This is a genomic window from Kitasatospora sp. NPDC093679, from assembly GCF_040683455.1.
GTDB lineage: Bacteria > Actinomycetota > Actinomycetes > Streptomycetales > Streptomycetaceae > Kitasatospora > Kitasatospora arboriphila.
On the sequence record NZ_JBFBDW010000003.1, the window covers coordinates 258,349 to 279,554 of the forward strand.

The 21,206-nt window shown below is 72.8% G+C and carries 16 protein-coding genes; all 16 read right to left on the reverse strand.

Translation table 11 applies throughout. From position 1 onward, the window contains the following. Positions 1-25: 25 nt before the first annotated feature. On the reverse strand, positions 26-283 hold the full coding sequence (gene rpmA / locus AB0O09_RS04635; protein WP_030058248.1) for a 50S ribosomal protein L27: 258 nt from the start codon (positions 281-283) through the stop codon (positions 26-28). 12 nt (positions 284-295) lie between these two features. Next, a complete protein-coding gene (rplU, locus tag AB0O09_RS04640) occupies positions 296-613 on the reverse strand; it encodes a 50S ribosomal protein L21 (protein WP_030270532.1) in 318 nt (105 codons plus the stop codon). Positions 614-832: 219 nt separating this feature from the next. Beyond that, positions 833-4,354, reverse strand: a complete 3,522-nt coding sequence (locus AB0O09_RS04645) for an Rne/Rng family ribonuclease (protein WP_363540113.1) — start codon at positions 4,352-4,354, stop codon at positions 833-835. 348 nt (positions 4,355-4,702) lie between these two features. Beyond that, positions 4,703-5,467: a TIGR03936 family radical SAM-associated protein gene (locus tag AB0O09_RS04650; protein WP_363540115.1), complete on the reverse strand. Its 765-nt coding sequence runs from the start codon at positions 5,465-5,467 to the stop codon at positions 4,703-4,705. 138 nt (positions 5,468-5,605) lie between these two features. Then, positions 5,606-6,298: a hypothetical protein gene (locus AB0O09_RS04655; protein WP_363540116.1), complete on the reverse strand. Its 693-nt coding sequence runs from the start codon at positions 6,296-6,298 to the stop codon at positions 5,606-5,608. Positions 6,299-6,379: 81 nt separating this feature from the next. Continuing rightward, entirely contained in the window at positions 6,380-8,308 is a 1,929-nt protein-coding gene (locus AB0O09_RS04660; RefSeq protein ID WP_363540118.1) for a TIGR03960 family B12-binding radical SAM protein, read from the reverse strand. 169 nt (positions 8,309-8,477) lie between these two features. After that, positions 8,478-9,677: an FtsW/RodA/SpoVE family cell cycle protein gene (locus AB0O09_RS04665; protein ID WP_363540120.1), complete on the reverse strand. Its 1,200-nt coding sequence runs from the start codon at positions 9,675-9,677 to the stop codon at positions 8,478-8,480. Continuing rightward, positions 9,674-11,902, reverse strand: coding sequence for a penicillin-binding protein 2 (gene mrdA / locus AB0O09_RS04670; protein WP_363540122.1), 2,229 nt, complete (start codon positions 11,900-11,902; stop codon positions 9,674-9,676). Before mrdA ends, AB0O09_RS04665 begins: the two co-directional genes overlap by 4 nt. Before the next feature lie 33 nt (positions 11,903-11,935). Then, positions 11,936-12,577 (reverse strand): rod shape-determining protein MreD, encoded by a 642-nt coding sequence (gene mreD, locus AB0O09_RS04675; protein ID WP_363540124.1) that lies wholly within the window; start codon positions 12,575-12,577, stop codon positions 11,936-11,938. A gap of 2 nt (positions 12,578-12,579) precedes the next feature. Further along, on the reverse strand, positions 12,580-13,518 hold the full coding sequence (gene mreC / locus AB0O09_RS04680; RefSeq protein ID WP_363540126.1) for a rod shape-determining protein MreC: 939 nt from the start codon (positions 13,516-13,518) through the stop codon (positions 12,580-12,582). Positions 13,519-13,606: 88 nt separating this feature from the next. Continuing rightward, positions 13,607-14,632, reverse strand: coding sequence for a rod shape-determining protein (locus tag AB0O09_RS04685; RefSeq protein WP_030270516.1), 1,026 nt, complete (start codon positions 14,630-14,632; stop codon positions 13,607-13,609). A gap of 354 nt (positions 14,633-14,986) precedes the next feature. Beyond that, positions 14,987-15,400, reverse strand: coding sequence for a nucleoside-diphosphate kinase (ndk, locus tag AB0O09_RS04690; protein WP_363540128.1), 414 nt, complete (start codon positions 15,398-15,400; stop codon positions 14,987-14,989). A 103-nt stretch (positions 15,401-15,503) separates the two neighbouring features. Continuing rightward, on the reverse strand, positions 15,504-15,848 hold the full coding sequence (locus AB0O09_RS04695) for a DUF4233 domain-containing protein (protein WP_363540130.1): 345 nt from the start codon (positions 15,846-15,848) through the stop codon (positions 15,504-15,506). Between the two features lie 6 nt (positions 15,849-15,854). Then, positions 15,855-17,252 carry a folylpolyglutamate synthase/dihydrofolate synthase family protein gene (locus tag AB0O09_RS04700; RefSeq protein ID WP_363540132.1) on the reverse strand — a complete coding sequence of 466 codons (1,398 nt, stop codon included), beginning with the start codon at positions 17,250-17,252 and terminating at the stop codon, positions 15,855-15,857. A gap of 88 nt (positions 17,253-17,340) precedes the next feature. Beyond that, a complete protein-coding gene (locus AB0O09_RS04705; RefSeq protein WP_363540134.1) occupies positions 17,341-20,142 on the reverse strand; it encodes a penicillin acylase family protein in 2,802 nt (933 codons plus the stop codon). Between the two features lie 315 nt (positions 20,143-20,457). Then, positions 20,458-20,982 carry a hypothetical protein gene (locus tag AB0O09_RS04710; protein WP_363540136.1) on the reverse strand — a complete coding sequence of 175 codons (525 nt, stop codon included), beginning with the start codon at positions 20,980-20,982 and terminating at the stop codon, positions 20,458-20,460. Positions 20,983-21,206: the final 224 nt, after the last annotated feature.

A 21,206-nucleotide genomic window follows, 5' to 3' on the forward strand; every position in this document is an offset into this window, starting at 1 on the left:
GACAAGTCCTGACGTGGGGTCAGACTCAGGCCTCGACGGCCACGATGTTGACGACCTTGCGGCCGCGACGGTTGCCGAACTGCACGGCACCGGCGGTCAGCGCGAACAGGGTGTCGTCGCCACCGCGACCGACACCGGCACCCGGGTGGAAGTGGGTGCCGCGCTGGCGGACGAGGATCTCGCCGGCCGAGACGACCTGGCCGCCGAAGCGCTTGACGCCGAGGCGCTGGGCGTTCGAGTCACGGCCGTTGCGGGTAGAGCTTGCGCCCTTCTTGTGTGCCATCTCGCTATCCCCTTACTTGCTGACGGAGTCGATGCTCGTGATGCGCACCGCGGTGTACTTCTGGCGGTGACCCTGACGACGGCGGTAACCCGTCTTGTTCTTGTAGCGGAGGATGACGATCTTGTCGCCCTTGGTCTCCTCGACGACCTCGGCGTGCGCCTTGACGCCACCGAGCACCCACGGGTCGGAGGTGACGGCGTCACCGTCGACGACCAGGACGGTCGACAGCTCGACCGAGTCACCCGGCTTGGCCTCGATGCGGTCGATCTCCAGCACGTCGCCGACGGCGACCTTGTGCTGGCGGCCGCCTGCGCGAACGATCGCGTACATGCGGTACCTGCTTTCTGTACTCGGTCGGAACTCACCGATGCCAGCCCCTGGGTACGGACACAGGGGCCTCCCCCGGAACCGCGGACGGATCCGGGAGGTGATGTGCTCGGGAGCATGGCGTAACACGCCGAGGGTCAAGAATACGGACCGGCCCGCGCGGGGGCAAACCGGGCCCTACCGGGCCCGGGGCGGCACGTCGGCCGCCCCGGGCGCGGGGCGTCACTCGGCGGCGCCGTCACCTTCGGCGGCCGCTGCCTTCTTGGCCGCCGCACTCGTCCGCTTGGTGGCGGTCTTGCGGGCGGTGGTCTTCTTGGCCGCGGTGGTCTTCTTCGCGGCCACGGTCTTCTTGGCGGCGGTCTTGCGGGTCGCGCGCTTCTTCGGCGCGGCCTCCGCAGCCTCCTCCTCGACCGGCGCCCCGGCAGCCTCGGCGGCCTCCGCGGTGACCACGGCGGCCTCGACGGCCTCCGCGGCCTCGGCGACGGCCTCGGCCGCCTCCACGACCGCCTCGACGGCGGCCGGCTCCGCGGCGGGCTCGACGGCCTGCTGCTCGGCGGCGGTCAGGGCGGCCTCCATGGCGGCCTCGGCCCGGGCCTGCAGCACCACGATCTCGGCCTCGGCCGGCGAACCCGCGGGGGCCGTCGCCTTGCGCACCGCACGGCGACGGGTGCGGCCCGCGGGGGCGGCGACCGGCTCGGCGGCCTCGGCCACGGCCTCGGCCGGCACCTCGGCGGTCTCCGCGGGAGCGGCCTGGGCCTGCGCGGCCTGCGCCGGCTCCTCGGCGCGCACGTCGACGACCTCGATGTCCTCGGCGGCCTCAGGGGCCTCGGGGAGCTCCAGCGCCTCGGGCGCCTCCTCCGGGGCCTCCGTCGCGACCGCGGCCTCGGCCTGCGGCTCGGCCTGGGCGCCGCCCTTGCCGCGCCGACGGCGCTTGCCGCCGCCCGCCTCGCCGGCCGCCGGGGCGGCACCGCCGCCGCCGTGGGTGTGCGGCTGGTCCATGTGGACGATGACGCCGCGGCCGTTGCAGTGCACGCACGCCTCGGAGAAGGACTCCAGCAGGCCCTGGCCGACCCGCTTGCGGGTCATCTGCACCAGGCCCAGCGAGGTCACCTCGGCCACCTGGTGCTTGGTCCGGTCCCGGCCCAGGCACTCCAGCAGGCGGCGCAGCACCAGGTCGCGGTTGGACTCCAGCACCATGTCGATGAAGTCGATCACGATGATGCCGCCGAGGTCGCGCAGCCGCAGCTGGCGGACGATCTCCTCGGCCGCCTCGATGTTGTTGCGGGTGACGGTCTCCTCGAGGTTGCCGCCCTGACCGACGAACTTGCCGGTGTTGACGTCGACGACGACCATCGCCTCGGTCCGGTCGATCACCAGCGAACCGCCGCTCGGCAGCCAGACCTTGCGGTCCAGCGCCTTCATCAGCTGCTCGTCGATCCGGTAGGTGGCGAAGACGTCCACGTCGGAGGTCCAGCGCTGGAGGCGCTCGGCGAGGTCCGGGGCCACGTTGGAGACGTAGTCGTGGATGGTGTTCCACGCGTCGCCGCCGCTGACGATGACCTTGGTGAAGTCCTCGTTGAAGATGTCGCGGACGACCCGGACGGTCATGTCCGGCTCGCCGTAGAGCAGCACCGGCGCGTTGCCGGTGGCGGCCTTCTTCTGGATGTCCTCCCACTGCTGCTGCAGCCGCTGGACGTCCCGGGTCAGCTCCTCCTCGCTGGCGCCCTCGGCGGCGGTGCGCACGATGACGCCCGCGTCGTCCGGGACGATCTTCTTGAGGATCTGCTTGAGGCGGGCCCGCTCGTTCTCGGGCAGCTTGCGGCTGATGCCGGTCATCGAGCCCTCGGGCACGTACACCAGGTAGCGGCCGGGCAGCGAGATCTGGCTGGTCAGGCGGGCGCCCTTGTGGCCGATCGGGTCCTTGGAGACCTGCACCAGCACGGACTGGCCGGACTTCAGGACCGACTCGATCCGGCGCGGGCCGCCGTGGCCGCCCAGCGCGCCGAAGTTGACCTCGCCGGCGTAGAGGACCGCGTTGCGGCCCTTGCCGATGTCGACGAAGGCGGCCTCCATCGACGGCAGCACGTTCTGGACCTTGCCCAGGTACACGTTGCCGACGTAGCTGGTGGCCTGCTCCTTGTTGACGTAGTGCTCGACCAGCACGCCGTCCTCGAGCACGCCGATCTGGGTGCGCTCGCCGTTCTGGCGCACCACCATGACGCGCTCGACCGACTCGCGGCGGGCCAGGAACTCGGCCTCGGTGATGATCGGCACCCGGCGGCGGCCCAGCTCGCGGCCCTCGCGGCGGCGCTGCTTCTTGGCCTCCAGGCGGGTGGAGCCCTTGATGGACTGCACCTCGTCCGGGTCGAACGACGGCTCGGTGGAGCGGCGGCGCGGCTCGCGCACCTTCACCACCGTGCGGACGCCGTCCTCGGTGGTCTCGGCCGGCTCCGCGGCACCCTCGCCACTGCGGCGACGGCGGCGACGACGGCGGCGCGAGGAGGACAGTCCGGCGGCGAGCTCGTCCTCGTCCTCGTCCTCCTCCGGCTCGGCCTCACCGGAGGTGTCCTCCTCGGCGGAGGCGTCCTCCTCGGCCTGCGACAGCTCGGCGGCCTCCGGCTCCTCGGCCTCACCGCGGCGGCGGCGACGGCCGCCCCGGCGGCGGCGGCGCGACGGACGGCCGTCCTCCTCCCACTCGCCCTCCTGCTCGGGGCCCGTGCCGGCGGCCTCGGGGGCCTCCTGCTCGGCGGGGGCGACCTCGGCGCGGGCGGGGGTCTGCGCACGGGCGGGCGCCTGCGCACGGGCCGGGGTCTGCACCCGGACGGGGGTGCGGACCCGGCGGCGGCGGCCGACGCCGCTGTACTCGTACTCCTCGTCCTCGCTGCCGCCCTCCTCCGCGGCGGCGGCCGGTGCGGCCGCAGCGGCGGGCGCGGTCGGCGCGACGTACGGAGCGGGCTCCTGGAAGACCGGGGCCTGGAAGAGCGCGGTGGACGGGCGGACCGCCCGGCGGCGGACGCGGTGCGACGGCTCGGGCTCGGGCTCGGCGGCCGGGGCCTCGGCGGCGGGCGCCTCGGCCTCGGCGGGCTCCTCGGCGGCCTCGGCCTCCTCCTCGACCGGCTCGGTCGACGCGGCGGGCTCCTCGGCGGTCGGCTCCTCGGCGACGACCGGGGCCTGCTCGACCACGCGGCGACGGCGGGTGCGGCGGGCGGGCGCGGCCTCCTCGGCGGCGGGCTCCTCCGCGGCGGCCGGCTCCTCGGCGACCGGAGCGGCGGCCTGCTCGGCCGCGGGCTCCTCGGCGACCGGCGGGCCGACGGGGGCCTCGGCGCGCTTGCGGGTGCGGCGGGCCCGGGCGGGCTTCTCCGCGGCGGGCGCCTCGGCGGCCGGGGCGGCGGCCTGCTCGGCCGCGGGCTCCTCGGCGCCGGCGGCGGGTTCGGTCACCACGATCGCGGTGGCCTCGGGGGCGCCGGCCGGGGCCTCGGCGCGCTTGCGGGTGCGGCGGGGCCGGGCCGGCTTCTCGGCGGCGGGCGCCTCAACCGGGGCGGCCGGGGCCTCGGCGGCCGCGGCCCCGTCCTGCTGCGGCTCGGCGGGCAGCACGGTCTCGGCCGCCTCGGCGGCGGCGCCCTGCGGGGCGCCGGCCGGGCGGGAGACCGCACGGCGACGACGGCGCGGCGGGGCCGCGGCACCGCCGTCGGCAGGGGTGTCGGCCGGTTCCGCAGCGGACTGCGGTTCGGTGTTCTCGAGCATGCGGGTGGATCTCCCGTCAGGCCCCCGGGCTCCGCATCCGGGCACGGCTCGGCACCTGGTTCACGGCGGCCACGGTGATGGCGTGCCGGCTTCCACGGTGCTGCCGTGCGGACGCGAGGCCGCACAGGAGCTCGTAGTCTCGCTCGGCGTCCCGCACGGTGCGGGATGCCGAAAGTCTTCTGGTCTGACCAGTCTTCTCGTTGTCCAGGTCGGGCCGCGGGGGCCCGGCTGCGGGCGACGACGCTCGCTCCCCTGGGAAGCCGCGGGGACCGGGGAGCCACGGCCCGGTGGTGAGCCCTGGCTCCCTGCCCACTCGGCGGTCGGCAGAGGCGCGCGGCCCTGCGGCCGCTATCGGCCTGCCGGGGCCGCGGCGCGATCGAGCGCCAGCGGGTCGGTCACCGTGCCGGTCTCCTCGTCGAGCGGCCCCTGCGCCAGCCTGGTCACCTCAGCGGGGACCGGCGGCGCCAGGTCGGCCGTCGCACGGAGACCGGACAAAACGTCGTCGGGTCGTACGGCGGGTGTGGCATGTCGTACTACCAGCCGCAGTATCGCACAGGGTGAGCCCGGACGAACATCGTCGGCACGCTCTGTGCCAGTGTCGTTACCATCGCCCACCTGCGACGGGAGCACCTGCAGCGACGCGACGGCCCCGCGGGCGTCGAACACCCGCACGCCGTTCTTGGTCGTGCGCTGCACCTCGACGGCCTCCTCGGCCAGGAAAGCGGCGACCGCGCGGGCCGCCTCCTCCGGCTCGACGCCGGCCAGCCGCAGCTGCCACTCGGAGGCCTCCAGGCGCTCGACGAAGTTGGCGGTGCGGACCTCGACGGCGTCGACGACGTCCAGGCCGAGCGGCAACGACCCGTCGAGCCGGGCCCGGAGCTCCTCCGGGTCACGGGCCTCGGCGAGGCCGATCTCCAGGTACTCCGCCTCGCTGGCGACGCCCGTCGGGGCGGCGTTGGCGTAGGAGACCTTGGGGTGCGGGGTGAAGCCGGCGGAGTACGCCATGGGAACGGCCGAGCGGCGGAGCGCACGCTCGAACGCCCGCTGGAAGTCCCGGTGGCTGGTGAAGCGCAGACGGCCGCGCTTGGTGTAGCGGAGACGGATGCGCTGCACCGTCGGCGCGGGCGGCGGACCGTCGGGCGTGCGGCGTGCCAGGGCTGCTCAGTCCTTAGATCGGTGTCCCGTCCGGCCGTACCGGCCGGTCGCTTGTCAGGACAAGGGTACGCGCCCGGGCCCGCCGCCCGGACCGGGTCACCCCACCAGGGCCCGCCGGACCTCCCGCAGCACCCGCCCGATCTCGGCCTTCGCGGGCCACCACACCTCTCGCCGCACCCAGCGCCAGGGCCGCACCACCAGGAAGCGCCAGATCCGCCCGCCGATCCGCCAGGCCCGGGCGATCGCCCTCCCCAGCTCGCGGAGCACCGGGTACAGCAGCACCCGCCACAGCCGCACCAGCGGCACCGCCACCAGGACGCGCAGCACCCACCCCGCCCCCCGCGCGACGGCGGTGAGCAACCACAGCAGTGCACGGGCGCACGGCTCCAGCACGTACCGCCACAGCGCCGCGAGCGGGACCACCACCAGGTAGTGGCCCAGCCGGGCCAGCACGGTCCACAGCACCCGCCCGGCGGGGGCCAGCACCTGCCGTCCCAGCCAGGCCAGCGGGGCCCGCAGCAGGGTGCGGCCGATCCGGGCCAGGGCGTGCCCGCACGGCACGAGGACGTACCGGTACAGCCGAACGAGCGGCCAGCCGACCGTCCAGTACAGGAGTCGGCAGACCTGCACCACGAGCCACCCGAGCGCCCGGCCACACGGTCGCAACACGGCAGCCAGCAGCAGCTCCCACAGGAAGCGCAGCGGCACCACCACCAGCAGCGCGAAGATCCGTGCCGGCACCCGCACGAACGCCACCAGGCACCCCTCGGCGGCCCGTTCCTCGGCCATCCGCCCCCCCTTCCGTACGACGCGTACGACGGCCCTCCCCGGCAGGTACGCCGGGGAGGGCCGTCGGGTTGCGCTGCGGTCCTACGACTTGACCACGGTCAGCGGCAGCAGCTTCTTGCCCGTCGGGCCGACCTGGATGTGCGTGTCCATCTGCGGACACACGCCGCAGTCGAAGCACGGGGTCCAGCGGCAGTCCTCGACCTCGACCTCTTCGAGGGCGTCCTGCCAGTCCTCCCAGAGCCAGTCCTTGTCGAGGCCGCTGTCCAGGTGGTCCCAGGGCAGCACCTCCTCGTAGCCGCGCTCGCGGGTGGTGTACCAGTCGACGTCGACGCCGGTGCCGGCGAGGCCCTTCTCGGCGCAGGCCATCCAGCGGTCGTAGGAGAAGTGCTCGCGCCAGCCGTCGAAGCGGCCGCCGTCGTCGTAGACGGCGCGGATGACGGCGCCGATCCGGCGGTCGCCGCGGGAGAGCAGGCCCTCGACGATGCCGGGCTTGCCGTCGTGGTAGCGGAAGCCGATGTTCTTGCCGAACTTGCGGTCGTGCCGGATGGAGTCGCGCAGCTTGGCGAGGCGGGCGTCGGTGTCCTCGGCGGACAGCTGCGGGGCCCACTGGAAGGGGGTGTGCGGCTTGGGCACGAAGCCGCCGATGGAGACGGTGCAGCGGATGTCGTTGCCGCCGGTGACCTCGCGGCCCTTGGCGATGACGTTCTTCGCCATCTCGCCGATCTGCAGGACGTCCTCGTCGGTCTCGGTGGGCAGGCCGCACATGAAGTACAGCTTCACCTGGCGCCAGCCGTTGCCGTACGCGGTGGCGACCGTGTTGATGAGGTCCTCCTCGGACACCATCTTGTTGATCACCTTGCGGATGCGCTCGCTGCCGCCCTCGGGGGCGAAGGTCAGACCGGAGCGGCGGCCGTTGCGGGAGAGCTCGTTGGCCAGGTCGATGTTGAACGCGTCGACCCGGGTGGACGGCAGCGACAGGCCGATCTTGTCCTCGGCGTAGCGGTCGGCGAGGCCCTTGGTGACGTCGGCGATCTCGGAGTGGTCGGCGCTGGACAGCGAGAGCAGGCCGACCTCCTCGAAGCCGGTCGCCTTGAGGCCGCGGTCGACCATCTCGCCGATGCCGGTGATGCTTCGCTCCCGCACGGGGCGCGTGATCATGCCGGCCTGGCAGAAGCGGCAGCCGCGGGTGCAGCCGCGGAAGATCTCCACCGACATCCGCTCGTGGACGGTCTCGGCGAGCGGGACGAGCGGCTGCTTGGGGTAGGGCCACTCGTCGAGGTCCATGACGGTGTGCTTGGAGACCCGCCACGGCACGCCGGGGCGGTTCGGCACGACGCGGCCGATCCGGCCGTCCGGCAGGTACTCGACGTCGTAGAAGCGCGGCACGTACACGCCGCCGGTCTTCGCGAGCCGCAGCAGCACCTCGTCGCGGCCGCCGGGGCGGCCCTCGGCCTTCCAGGCGCGGACGATCTCGGTCATGTCGAGGACGGCCTGCTCGCCGTCGCCGACGACGGCGCAGTCGAGGAAGTCGGCGATCGGCTCGGGGTTGAAGGCGGCGTGGCCGCCGGCGAGCACGATCGGGTCGTCGAGGCCGCGGTCCTTGGACTCCAGCGGGATGCCGGCGAGGTCGAGCGCGGTCAGCATGTTGGTGTAGCCGAGCTCGGTGGAGAAGGAGAGACCGAAGAGGTCGAAGTCCTTCACCGGGCGGTGCGCGTCGACGGTGAACTGCGGGACGCCGTGCTCCCGCATCAGCGCCTCCAGGTCGGGCCAGACGCTGTAGGTGCGCTCGGCGAGCACGCCCTCGCGCTCGTTGAGCACCTCGTAGAGGATCATGACGCCCTGGTTGGGCAGGCCGACCTCGTAGGCGTCGGGGTACATCAGGGCCCAGCGCACGTCGCAGGCGTCCCAGTCCTTGACGGTCGAGTTGAGCTCGCCGCCGACGTACTGGATCGGCTTCTGGACGTGCGGGAGGAGGGCCTCCAGGCGTGGGAAGACCGATTCGACTGGCATGCGGTGAGCCCTTTGGGTCGTGGACGGGGACGACCCTCAAGGTTACCGGACCCGGCCGCCCCTCCTTCCCGGCCGGAACGCACCGGCTCCGCGGCCGTGGAACGGGTCGGCGCCCGCGACGGCGGTGGCCGTCGGGGCGCCGGTCCGGTGGGCGGCGGCGGCCGCCCGGTCAGATCCCTATCGGCCGCTGGGAGCGGACGGACTGGAGCAGTCCGACGGCGACCCAGACCGCGAACATCGAGGAGCCGCCGTAGGAGACGAACGGCAGCGGGATGCCGGCGACCGGCATGATGCCGAGGTTCATCCCGATGTTCTCGAAGGCCTGGAAGGCGAGCCAGGTGATCACGCCGGCGGCGAGGACGGTGCCGTACAGGTCGGTGGCCTGGCGGGCGATCTTGCAGGCCCGCCAGAGGATGACGCCGAGCAGGGCGATCAGGCCGAGGCCGCCCACGAAGCCGAGTTCCTCGCCGGCCACGCTGAACACGAAGTCGGTCTGCTGCTCGGGGACGAACTGGCCGGTGGTCTGGAAGCCGTGGAACAGGCCCATGCCGGTGAGGCCGCCGGAGCCGATGGCGATCCGGGCCTGGGCGGTGTTGTAGCCGACGCCGGCCGGGTCGAGCGAGGGGTTGGCGAAGGCGGCGAAGCGGTCGATCTGGTACTTGCTCAGCACGCCGAGCTTCCAGATGGCCAGCGCGCCGACGGTGCCGGCGCCGATGAGGCCGAACACCCAGCGGCGGGCGGCGCCGGAGGCGAGCAGGACGCCCATGATGACGATGCCCATCACCATGACCGAGCCGAGGTCGGGCATCAGCATGATGACGCCCATCGGCACCGCGGCGATCACCAGTGCCTGGATGACGCTGCGTGAGGAGGGGAACTCCCGTTCGCCGGCGTCGACCCGGGCGGAGAGCACCACGGCCATGCCCATCACGATGGAGAGCTTGGCGAACTCGGCGGGCTGCAGCGAGAATCCGCCGCCGAACTGGATCCAGGAGTGCTGGCCGTTGATGGTGGAGCCGAGCGGGGTGAGGGTGGCGGCGAGCAGCAGCAGGACGCCGAGGTAGACGAACGGCACCGCGGTGCGCAGCCGGCGTGTCCCTATCCCGACGGTGACCGCGCAGAGCACCACGCCGACCAGGGTGTTGGTGAGGTGCCGGTACAGGAAGTACTGCGGGTCGCCGTGGGTGAGGTTGTCGCGGCCGCGGGTGGCGGACCAGACGAGCAGCGAGCTGCCGAGGGAGAGCGCCAGCGCGGAGAGGATCATGATCCAGTCCATCCGGCGCAGCGGCGAGTCCTTGGCCAGGGCCCTGGCGATGGAGCCGCGCTGCGGGGCGAGCCGGACGGTGCGGTACGAGCCGTAGGAGGTCATCCGCGGCTCCTTCCGGTGGCGCGGGCGGGCTCCAGGGCGGCGAGCGCGAGGACCGCGGGGGCGCCGGTGCCGGTGGCGGGCACCGGGTCGAGGAAGGCGCGGTCGCCGGGGGCGTCGTAGGAGGCCTGCTTGATGATGGCGGTGCCGTCGGGGTTGAACTTGGGCAGTTCGCTCTGCGGCTTGGGCAGCAGGGCCTTGCCGTTGTCGATGGCGCCCTTGTCGTCGACGCCGTAGAGCGCCTGGTAGATGCGGCGTACCGAGTCACCGGAACCGCCGGAGCCGGTGCCGCCCTGGCTTATCGTCATCACGACCGCGTAGTCGCCGCTGTAGGTGGTCAGCCACGAGGTGGTCTGCTTGCCGGCGACCTCCGCGGTGCCGGTCTTGGCGTGCAGTTCGATCTTGCCCTGGGGCCAGCCGGCGCCGACGAACTTCCAGGCGGCGGTGCCGCTGGTGACGACGCCCGCGGTGGCCTGGTCGATGTAGTCGAGCAGCTTGCCCTGGGCGGGGATCTTGCCGTCCTCGTGGGGGGCGATGTCGCGGACGAGCTTGCCGTCCGGGCTCATGACCGCCTTGCCGATGGTGGGGCGGTAGAGGGTGCCGCCGTTGGCCAGCGCGGAGTAGATCCGGGCCATCTGGAGCGGGGTGACGAGGGTGTCGCCCTGGCCGATGGCGAAGTTGACGGCGTCACCGGCGCGCATGACGTTGCCGTCCTGGCAGTTCTCGCGGGCGATCTCGTCGGCGTACTCGTGGCCGCCCTTGGCCGCCTGGGCGCACCAGGCGTCCTTGTTGGCGTCGTAGAAGGACTGCTTCCACTGGCGGTCCGGCACCCGGCCGGCGACCTCGCTGGGGAGGTCGACGCCGGTCTTGGCGCCGAGGCCGTACTGGTGGGCGGTCTTGGTGAACCAGTCGGCGGGGTTCTTCGGCTTGATGCCGCCGTCCTTCAGCCACTGGTCGTAGGACAGATAGTAGAAGACGGTGTCGCAGGAGATCTCCAGGGCCTTCTCCAGCGAGATGTCGCCGAAGCTCTCGCCCTCGAAGTTCTTGAACTCGCGGCCGCCGATGGTCATGCTCGGCGGGCACGGGTAGTGGCCGTCGAGGGAGTAGCCGGCCTGGACGGCGGCGGTGGTGGAGATGACCTTGAAGGTGGAGCCGGGGGCGGACAGGCCCTGGATGGCCCGGTTGATCAGCGGGTAGTTGGAGCCCTTGTCGGTCAGCGCCTGGTAGTCCTTGGCGGTGATGCCGCCGACCCACAGGTTGGGGTCGAAGGTGGGGGCGCTGGCCATGGCGATGATCCGACCGGTGTGCACGTCCATGACGACGGCGGCGCCGGAGTCCGCCTCGTAGTTCTTGTGGGTCTCCTTGTCGTAGACCTTGCGGGCGTCGGTCATGGCCTGCGCCAGCTGGTCCTCGACGACCTTCTGGACCCGGGCGTCGATGCTGGTGACGAGGTTGTTGCCGGACTGCGCGGGCACGGTGCCGGCGCTGCCGATGACCTTGCCGAGGTTGTCGACCTCCAGCTTGTCGACGCCGGTGGTGCCGCGCAGGTCGTCGTCGTAGACGGACTCCAGGCCGGCGCGGCCGATCTGGTCGCTCGGCAGGCGGCGTTCGCGGCCGGTCTTGTCGGCGGTCTTGGTGACCTCGTCGTCCGTCACCGGGGAGAGGTAGCCGAGCACCTGGGCGGCACTGGCGCCCTCGACGCCGGTGTAGCGGCGGACGGCGGTGGGCTGGGCGGTGACGCCGGGGAAGTCCTCGCGGCGTTCCATGATCTGCATGGCCTGCTGGGTGGTGGCCTGCTGGGTGACCGGGATCGGCTGGTAGGGCGAGCCGTTCCAGCAGGGCTTGGGCGTCTTGGCGTCGCAGAGCCGCACCTTGTCCTGGACGTCCTTGGGCTGCAGCCCGAGGACGCCGGCGAGGCGGGTCAGCACGGCCTTGCCGCGGTCCTTCTGCTGGAGCAGGGAGGTGCGGCTGACGGAGACGACGAGCTTGGTCTCGTTGCCGACGAGCACCCGCCCGGAGGCGTCGAGGATCTCGCCGCGGACGGCGGGCTCCACGACCTCCCGGATGTGGTTCCCTTGCGCCTGGGCGGCGTACTGGCTGCCGGTCCGGATCTGCAGGTACCACAGCCGCCCGCCGAGGGTGGCGAGCAGCGACAGCACCAGGATCTGCAGCACCACCAGACGGATCGTCACCCGTTGGGTGCGTCCGGTCTCCGGGATGTTGCTCACTGGGGGGACTCCTCCTGGGGGTTCTGCGGGGCGTCAGGGACGGCGGGCGAGGCCGAGCGACCGCTTCTTGCGCGGGCTCGTCGGCATCGGCGAGGACTCCCGGGTGGTCTTGTAGCGGGCGAGGCTGCCGAGGCCGGAGCCGCCCGGGTCCTCGGTCTCGGCGCCGGAGCGGCCGCCGTCGAAGCGGCGGGCGAGCAGCATGACGGCGGGCACCACGAACGGCGCGAGCAGCACGTCGTACAGCAGGGCGCTGAACACCAGGCCGGCGAGGCCGACGTGGCGGGCGGCGGTGTCGCCGACCAGGGCGCCGACGGAGGCGTACAGGCCGGTGGAGACGACGGCCGCGACGGCGACGACCATCAGGGCGCTGATCGCGGAGCGCTGCCGGCCGGCCTCGGGGCGGAGCAGGCCTGCGGCGTAGCCGACCAGGCAGAGCACCAGGGCGTAGCGGCCGATGGCGTGGTCGGAGGGCGGCGCGAGGTCGGCGAGCAGGCCGGCGGCGAAGCCGGCCAGGCAGCCGCCGGTCGGGCCGTACACCAGGGCGAGGCCGACGACGACGAGCATCAGCAGGTCGGGGGTGGCCCCGGGCAACTGGAGCCGGCCGAGCACGCTGACCTGGACGACCAGGCCGAGCATCAGCAGGACGGCGGAGAGCAGGATGCGGTTCGGACGCACGGTCAGTTCCCCCCTGCGGGTGTGGAGGCGGCGGTCGGCTTCGAGGGTGCGGCGGCCGGCGGGTTCGCCGCGGCGGCGGTCGGCTTGGGCGGCAGGACGCCGTCGCGCGGGTCGCTGCGCGGCGGGACGACGACGACGCCGATCAGGTCGAGGCGGGTGAACTGGACGTAGGGCTCGACCAGGACGGTCTTGGTGAGCTCGCCCGGGGTGGCCTGGACCTCGACCACCCGGCCGACGGGAACGCCGGGGACGAACGGGCGGCCGCTCTGCGAGCCGAAGGTGACGACCCGGTCGCCGGCCTTGACCTGGGCGCGGCCGTTGAGCAGCTGGACCCGCATCGGGCTGCTGCCCTGGCCGGCGGCGAAGCCGATCTCGTCGCTGCCCTCCAGCCGGGTGCCGGCGGTGAAGCCGGGGTCGGAGGCGAGCAGCACGGTGGCGGTAGTCGGGGCGACGGTGGTGACCCGGCCGACCAGGCCCTGGCCGTTGATGACGGTCATGTCGCGGGTGAGGCCGTCGTCGCTGCCGGCGTCGATGGTGATCGTCCAGGAAAAGCCCTGGGCGGCGCCGATCGCGATGACCTGGGCGGCCTTGATGGTGTATCCGCCGTTGCCGGCCGTCCGCAGCAGGTCGTCGAGCTGCTTGGTGCGGCCGGCCGCGGTGTCGGAGGAGGCGAGCCGCTGGCGCAGCTCGGTGTTCTCCCGGGTGATCTGGTCGAGGCGCTGCTGGTGGGTGGAGGCGTCGCGGACGGCGCGGATGGTGCCGGCCACCGGGTCGACGAGGCCGGAGGCGCCGCGCTCGACCGGGCCGAGCAGGCCGGCGGCCGCCCGGCGGGCCCCGCCGAGCGGGGAGTCCTCGCCGCCCTTGATGTCGACGGTGATCAGGGCGAAGGCGACCGCGACCAGCAGGATGAGCAGTAGTCGGCTCTCTCGTGTGTCCCTCACGGTGCTGGAGCGCCCCTTCGTTCCCTGGTACCGGTTGTTCAGTTGGAGATGTGACGCCGTGTGCGCCGTGCTGCCCCCGCGGGGAGGGTCAGCGGCGCGGCTGGGCGTCCAGGACCTGCTGGAGCGCCTCGAACTCCTCGACGCACTTGCCGGCGCCGAGGGCGACCGAGTCCAGCGGGTTCTCCGCGATGTGGATGGGCATGCCGGTCTCCCGGCGGAGCCGCTCGTCGAGGCCGCGCAGCAGCGCGCCGCCGCCGGTGAGCACGATGCCGCGGTCCATGACGTCGCCGGCGAGCTCGGGCGGGCACTGGTCGAGGGTGGTCTTGACCGAGTCGATGATGGAGTTCACCGGCTCGTCGATGGCCTCGCGGACCTCGGCGGCGGAGATGACGACGGTCTTGGGCAGGCCGCTGACGAGGTCGCGGCCGCGGATCTCGGCGTGCTCGTCCTTCTCGCCCTCGAGCGCGAAGGCGGAGCCGATCGACATCTTGATCTGCTCGGCGCTGCGCTCGCCGAGGAGGAGGCTGTACTCCTTCTTGATGTGCTGGACGATGGCGTTGTCCAGCTCGTCGCCGGCGACCCGCAGGGACTGCGCGGTGACGATCCCTCCGAGGGAGATGACGGCGACCTCGGTGGTGCCGCCGCCGATGTCGACGACCATGTTGCCGGTGGGCTCGTGCACCGGCAGGCCGGCGCCGATCGCCGCGGCCATCGGCTCCTCGATGATGTGCACCTGGCGTGCGCCGGCCTGGGCGCTGGCCTCGATGACGGCGCGGCGCTCGACCCCGGTGATGCCGGAGGGCACGCAGACCACGACGCGCGGGCGGGCCAGGTAGCGGCGGCGGTGGATCTTGAGGATGAAGTAGCGGAGCATCCGCTCGGTGATCTCGAAGTCGGCGATCACGCCGTCCTTGAGCGGGCGGATGGCGACGATGTTGCCGGGCGTGCGCCCGATCATCTTCTTCGCCTCGGCGCCGACCGCGAGGATGCCGCCGGTGTTGGTGTTCACGGCGACGACCGACGGCTCGTTGAGGACGATCCCCTTGCCCCTGACGTACACCAGCGTGTTGGCAGTGCCGAGGTCGATCGCCATGTCACGGCCGATGAACGACAGATTGTTGGCCATGGGGTGTGCAGTGCCTTCCCGAGCTCGGTGTGCATGTGCGGGGAGTGGGCCGATCGCGCGCGCCCACGACAGGGCTGACATCAGCTGAGCAGCCGTACCGGGCCCATGAGTTGCGTCCATCGTAGCCAGGCCCGTTCACCGCGTACGGCGAGGTACGGCATGCTGGCCATTCTCCGGCGGCCGATGTGCTCTTCCCGGGATTGGGACGCCGTGTCGGCGCTCGGGGTTCCGCCTTTTCGGGGCGGGTTCCGGCGGTTGCACCCGGTCGGACCGGGGCGGTTGCACCCGGCCCGACCTGGGCGTACGTCAGGCTGTGTCAGGCCTTCGTCAGGCGAGACGGGGTCAGGCGTGGGCGGGGAAGAAGATCTTGATCTCGCGCTCGGCGGAGACCTCCGAGTCCGAGGCGTGGATCAGGTTCTCACGGGTGATCGTGGCGTAGTCGCCGCGGATGGTGCCCGGGCCGGCCTGCAGCGGGTCGGTGGCGCCGGCCAGCGCGCGGATGCCGGGGATGACGTTCTCGCCCTCGACGATCAGCGCGATCGACGGGCCGGAGGTCATGAACTCCAGCAGCGGCTCGTAGAACGGGCGGCCGACGTGCTCGGCGTAGTGCAGCTCCAGCGTCGCCCGGTCGAAGGTGCGCAGTTCGAGGGCGGCGAGCCGCCAGTTCGCCTTGCGCTCGATGCGGCTGATGATCTCGCCGGCCAGGCCGCGCTTGACGGCGTCGGGCTTGAGCAGGACGAGAGTGCGCTGGGACACGGTGCAGCTCCAGGGGATCGGGTTCGGCACGGTGGGTTCGGCCACCGCAGACACTACCCTGCGGGTGCGGCCCGCCGACGCGAACGGGCCGCTCAGCGGGGGTTCAGGCGGTCTGCGGGGCCTCGGCGGCGCGGGCCGCCCTGATCACGTCGATCTTGCGGCCGTAGTGCACCGAGCACCACCACAGGGCGGCGAAGACGGCGCCGAGCCCGAACATGGTCGGCAGCACCAGGCCGCTGGCGATCAGGCCGATCTGCAGCACCCAGCCGACCGCCACCGCGCCGGGGCGCTCGATCATGCCGCAGAGCAGCACGCACAGCACCATGGCGGTGCCGCTGACGGCCCAGATCGTGCCGGTCGGCACGTCCGACAGCGGCATGGCGACCAGGCCGGCGAACATGATGAGCAGGGCCTCGCCGATGAGGGTCGAGGAGCAGAGGGTCCGCATCGGGTGCTACTTCCTTCCGAACAGCAGGCGCGCCTCGCCCACCGTGATGACCGAGCCGGTGACCAGGACGCCGGCGCCGCCGAGGTCCTCCTCCTCGGCGAGCGTGACGGCCGCGTCGATGGCGTCGTCCAGCCGGGGTTCGACCTGCACACGATCCTCACCGAAGATCTCCACGGCGAGCGCGGCCAGCTCGTCGACGGGCATCGCCCGGTGGGTGGAGTTCTGGGTGATGACGACCTCGGCGAGGACCGGCTCGAAGACCTCCAGCAGGCCGGAGACGTCCTTGTCGCCGCTGGTGCCGATCACGCCGACCAGCTTGGTGAAGCCGAAGGCCTCGCCGATCGCGGCGACGGTGGCCTCGGCGCCGTGCGGGTTGTGCGCGGCGTCCAGGATGACGGTGGGGCTGCGGCGGACGATCTCCAGACGGCCCGGCGAGGAGACGCCGGAGAACGCCCGGCGGACCTTCTCGGTGTCCAGCTGGCCGCCGGCGGCCGCGCCGACGCCGAAGAACGCCTCGACGGCGGCCAGCGCGAGGGCGGCGTTGTGCGCCTGGTGGGCACCGTGCAGCGGGATGAACACGTCCTCATACTCCGCGCCGCCGAGGCCGCGCAGGGTGACGAGCTGGCCGCCGATCGCGACCTCGCGGCGGATCACGCCGAACTCCATGCCCTCCCGGGCGACGGTGGCGTCCACCTCGACGGCCCGCTTGAGGATGGTCTGCGCGGCGTCCAGCTGCTGCTGGGCGACGACGGCGAGCGCGCCGGGCTTGATGATGCCGGACTTCTCCACCGCGATCTCGCCGGTCGTGCCGCCGAGCTTGTCGGTGTGGTCCAGGCCGATCGGGGTGATCACGGCGACGGCGGCGTCGATGACGTTGGTGGCGTCCCAGGAGCCGCCCATGCCGACCTCGACCACAGCGACGTCCACCGGGGCGTCGGCGAATGCGGCGTACGCCATGCCGGTCAGCACCTCGAAGAAGGACATCGCGACCGGCTGCGTCCCGTCGACCATCCGCACGTAGGGCTCGATGTCGCGGTAGGTCTCGACGAACTTCTCGGTGCTGATCGGGGCGCCGTCCAGGCTGATCCGCTCGGTGACCGACTCCACGTGCGGGCTGGTGTAGCGGCCGGTGCGCAGCTCGAAGGTGCCGAGCAGCTGCTCGATCATCCGGGCGGTGGAGGTCTTGCCGTTGGTGCCGGTGATGTGGATCGAGGGGTAGGAGCGCTGCGGCTGGCCGAGGATGTCCATCAGCGCCGCGATGCGGTCGAGCGAGGGCTCCAGCTTGTTCTCCGGCCAGCGGCCGGAGAGCTCGGTCTCCACGGCCCGCAGCTCGGCCTCGGGACCGGAGGCCCCGGCGTCGGAGGGGCGGGTGGTGTACGGGTTCTGCTCGGCCTTGTCGCTCACGGGCCCAGTCTACGTAGCGTCCGGGGCCCGCCCGGCGCAGGCTCCCCGGCCCGGTGGGGCGGGGCCGGGGAGCCGTGCGTCGGGGTGCTCAGCGGTGCGCCGGGAACTGGACGACCTGCTGGTAGGTCGGGCGGTTCTGCCAGGTGGACTTGGGGTCGGTGACGCCGCCGAGCGGGCGCTGGACGATCGAGTCGGCGCACCACTGGTCGCCGGCCGGGCAGTCCGCGTCGGCCGGGTAGACCTGGGCCGGGGTCTGCGCCACGGCCTTCCTCAGGCTGTCGAGCAGGACGGTGCGGCAGGCCGCGAGGTCGCCACCGCCGCAGAACGGGCGGGCCAGCGGCCCGGCCACCGGGTCGCCGAGGACGCCCCGCAGGTCCTTGTCGACGTAGCTCCACCAGCCGTACTGGAAGGCCGAGCCCTTGTGCGGGATGGACTCGTTGGCGCTGGCGGTGCCGCTGGTGGGCCCGCTCTGCCCGCCGGAGGGCGACTCGTTGATCTGGACGGCTCCGGTCAGGGCGCCGAACAGGGCGTCGCCGAGGCCGGGGCGGAAGACCGCGTCGGCGAGCAGCGGCCACCAGGCGTCCAGGGTGCGGATCGCCTCGGCGTCGGCGTAGGCGTGGCTGCCCGGGGAGGTCTCCCGGCGCTGCCCGCCGGCCGCCCGCCAGGTCTCCAGCTTCTGCACGGCGGCGGCGAGGGACGGGTCGGTGACGGGGGCGCTGCGGACGACCCGGAGCAGTTCGGGCAGCACGTCCTCGGCGCGCAGGTCGGCGAGGGCGGCGGACTCCATGGCCTTGGTGAGCGAGACCCGGCTCGCCTTCCCGCCGCCGGCGAGCAGCGCCTTCACCCGGTCGTCGAGCAGGTTGCCGCGGTGCACGGAGCCGTTGCCGAAGCCCGCGGCGGCGAAGCCGGCGGCCTGCTTGTTGTTCCAGGAGACGTAGTAGTCCTGGTCGACGGAGTTCGGGTGCTCGGCGGGCGGCGTGTACCGGGCGGTGTTCGCGGCGGGGTCGAAGTCGCGCCACTCGTAGGCGGGCTCGGCGCGGACGGGCAGGCCGGCGTCGACGCCCGGGGCGCGCACCGGGTTGTTGCCGGAGTTGTAGTACGCGATGTCCCGGGAGTCCGCGTAGAACCAGTTGAAGGTGTAGTTGATGTTCTGCGCGGCCTGCTGGAAGCCCGCCGCGTCGTGCACCGCACCGGGGTCGTTGAGCATCTGGAAGCCGATGATGGAGTCGGCCTCGTGGCGGTAGGTGGAGCGCAGCGAGGTGAAGGCGACGGGTGCGCCGCCGACCGTGCCGCGGGCGGTGACCAGGCCGTAGTTCGTACGGTTCATCACCAGGGTGTAGGAGCCGGCCGCGGTGGGGTCCGCGGTGGTGGGCTTCCAGGAGTTCTTCCGCTCCAGCCGTTCCATCGGCAGGCACTGGCCGTGCCACCGGTAGTGGTCGGCCGTCAGCCCGACCGGACTGCCGTCGGTGGTGCAGAGCGGGACGGCGTAGGTGTCGGTGATGTCCTGTCCGGCGGAGGTGGCGCTCCAGGCGTAGTCCTGGCCGCGGCCGAGCTGCACGTAGAAGCTCAGCCCGGCGAAGGCGGCGCCGCGGGCGCTGATGCCGGGGCCCTGGATCTCCTCCAGCATGAGCAGCTGGGGGGCGAAGTAGCCGGTCTGCGGGCCGAACACGGCGACGGGGTGGCCGTCGTCGGTGTGGGCGCCGGAGACCAGCAGGGCGTTGGACATGCCGTGCTTGGCGGTGAGCAGGTTGCCGGGCAGCAGGCCGGGGGCGGTGGTGGCGCCCTGGGTGCCGGTGCCGGTGGCGTCGTGGACCGTCTTCTCGGGGACGACCGATCCCGGGTCGGGCAGCGCGGCGCCCTGCGGGGAGTCGGGCGGCAGGGCGTACGGGAAGCGCCGGCCGTCGTGCAGGGTGAGCACGGCCTCGGGGTCGTCGGCCTCGCGGAGCGAGGACCAGAGGCGGTCGCCCTCGGCGGTGCCGTAGCGGGCCTCGGCGGCGAGCTTGACCTGGGCGGAGGCGAGTTCCCCGCCGCCGCCGGAGCCGAACAGGGCGCCGACCACGGAGGCGAGCGCGACCAGGTCGGTGAGCTTGAAGGGTTCGATGCCGCCGGCGTTGGTCATCGCGTCGATGTGGCCGGTGAGGTCGTACTCGCCGGGGAAGTAGCGGCCGTCGTAGGACTCGCGGACGTACTGGTTGATGCCGTCGAGGTAGGCGCCGGCGTCGGCGAGGGCCTGCCGGGCGCGGTCGCCCTCGTTCGCGATGGCGTCGATCTGCTGCTGGAGCTCGTCCTCGGTGTAGGGGGCGGCCTGCCAGAAGCTCTGTTCCAGCTGCCGGTTGGCGGCGGCGCCGCCGGCGAAGCCGGAGAGCTGGCCGCGGCCGACGTGTCGGAAGAGGTCCATCACCCAGAGCCGGTCCTGGGCCGCGGCGTAGCCGGCGCCGAACTCGGTGCCGTAGCGGGTGGTGCCGGTGATGTGCGGGACGCCGGTGGCCTTGTCGCGGACGATGGCGACGTCGCTGCGCGGGCGGGTGGTGGAGGCGACCTGCTCGGCGGGGACGCCGAAGGAGGCGTCGTTGAAGAAGCTGCGCAGCTGGGCCTCGGTCAGTTGCGGGTAGGCGCCGGCGAGGTTGGCGTAGGGGCCGAGCTGGTCGTCGGTGTGGGCGGGGCGGGAGCCGAAGACCTTGTTGAGCAGGATCTCTGCGAGGGTGGCGTTGCCGTTCTCGCCGGGCGGCAGGATGTCGAGGCATTTCCCTGCGCAGTAGTCGCCGGCGGCGACCGGGGTTTCTCCGGCGGCTGCCGCGGCGGTGGGGGACGCGGTGGGGGCGAATACGGCCAGCAGGGCCGCTGCGAGGGTGGCGGCGGCGAATCTGCGCGGGTGGGGGCGTCGTTGCATACCGGCTCCTCGGTCGAGTTGCGGATGCGTTGCGGTACTCGACGGTAGGGGCCTTGCTGACATTCTGCCTAGTAGCGTGCATGCCACAACTGGTGCCGCGTCAGGCAACCTTTGCCCGTCAAGGAGCGGCGTCCGGTGCGTGCTGTCGGCGTGCCGGCCGGAAGTCCTCGTACTGGACCGTACTCGGACTTCCGTCCGGTGCGGCGAGAGTGCGTGCCGGGCGTCGCGACGGGGCGAAGGTCGCCTGACGCGGCACCAGCCTGTGGGCGTGCGGCTCTGCCCGCCCTTGACGGGGACGGACCGGCGGTGGCCGGATCAGCCGTGCCGGGCCTCCGGCACCTGCACGGCCCGGCCGCCGTGCCGGCGGCGCAGCTCGGCCGCGATCTCGGCGCCCTCGCCCTCCGGCAGCAGCGGCAGCATCATGGCGACGGCCTGCAGCAGGCCGCCGAGCAGGTAGGTGCTGTCCGGGGTGGCGGCGACCAGTGCGCGGACGGCCGCGACGTCCCCGGCGTCGACGGCCTCGACCAGCCGGGCGGGGTCGGCGGCGTCCTCGTCGAGCAGCACGCCGGAGGTGTCGGCGGGGGCGCGGCGGGCGAGCGAGCGCAGCACCCGGTCGGCGGCCTCGGGCGCGTACGCCTTGCGGACCGCCTCGGCCGCGATCCACACCAGCAGGGTGGTCACCTCGCGCTCCACGTGGTCGGCGAGGAGCCGGTCCAATTGCGCGTCGAAGGACAGCTGGTTCCCGTGCCGGAATGCCAGCAGCAAGGACGCCGCCCGGGCCTTCGCCGTCTCGACCTCGCACTGCGGCAGTTCGTCGGCCAACTCCGTGGTCGCCGCCATGACGTGCCCTCCCGTCAGTCGCAAACCCGCATGGGGACGTCTGCACACCGTACACATCCCAACTCCGAACACCGGTGGAACGCGCGCACGCACAAACGGAGAGAATGCGCGGTTCAAACGGTCGACGGGAATCATCGACCGAATGCCGGACGCGCACGATGAAATACCGCCGAACGGACTATCAAGAACGGCCGGAGATATACCGAATGGCGGATTCCGCGCCG

Coding starts and splice junctions, on each gene's coding strand:
- rpmA (WP_030058248.1), bottom strand. CDS start 283: ATGGCACACAAGAAGGGCGCAAGCTCTACCCGCAACGGCCGTGACTCG.
- rplU (WP_030270532.1), bottom strand. CDS start 613: ATGTACGCGATCGTTCGCGCAGGCGGCCGCCAGCACAAGGTCGCCGTC.
- AB0O09_RS04645 (WP_363540113.1), bottom strand. CDS start 4,354: ATGCTCGAGAACACCGAACCGCAGTCCGCTGCGGAACCGGCCGACACC.
- AB0O09_RS04655 (WP_363540116.1), bottom strand. CDS start 6,298: ATGGCCGAGGAACGGGCCGCCGAGGGGTGCCTGGTGGCGTTCGTGCGG.
- AB0O09_RS04660 (WP_363540118.1), bottom strand. CDS start 8,308: ATGCCAGTCGAATCGGTCTTCCCACGCCTGGAGGCCCTCCTCCCGCAC.
- AB0O09_RS04665 (WP_363540120.1), bottom strand. CDS start 9,677: ATGACCTCCTACGGCTCGTACCGCACCGTCCGGCTCGCCCCGCAGCGC.
- AB0O09_RS04695 (WP_363540130.1), bottom strand. CDS start 15,848: ATGCGGACCCTCTGCTCCTCGACCCTCATCGGCGAGGCCCTGCTCATC.
- AB0O09_RS04705 (WP_363540134.1), bottom strand. CDS start 20,142: ATGCAACGACGCCCCCACCCGCGCAGATTCGCCGCCGCCACCCTCGCA.
- AB0O09_RS04710 (WP_363540136.1), bottom strand. CDS start 20,982: ATGGCGGCGACCACGGAGTTGGCCGACGAACTGCCGCAGTGCGAGGTC.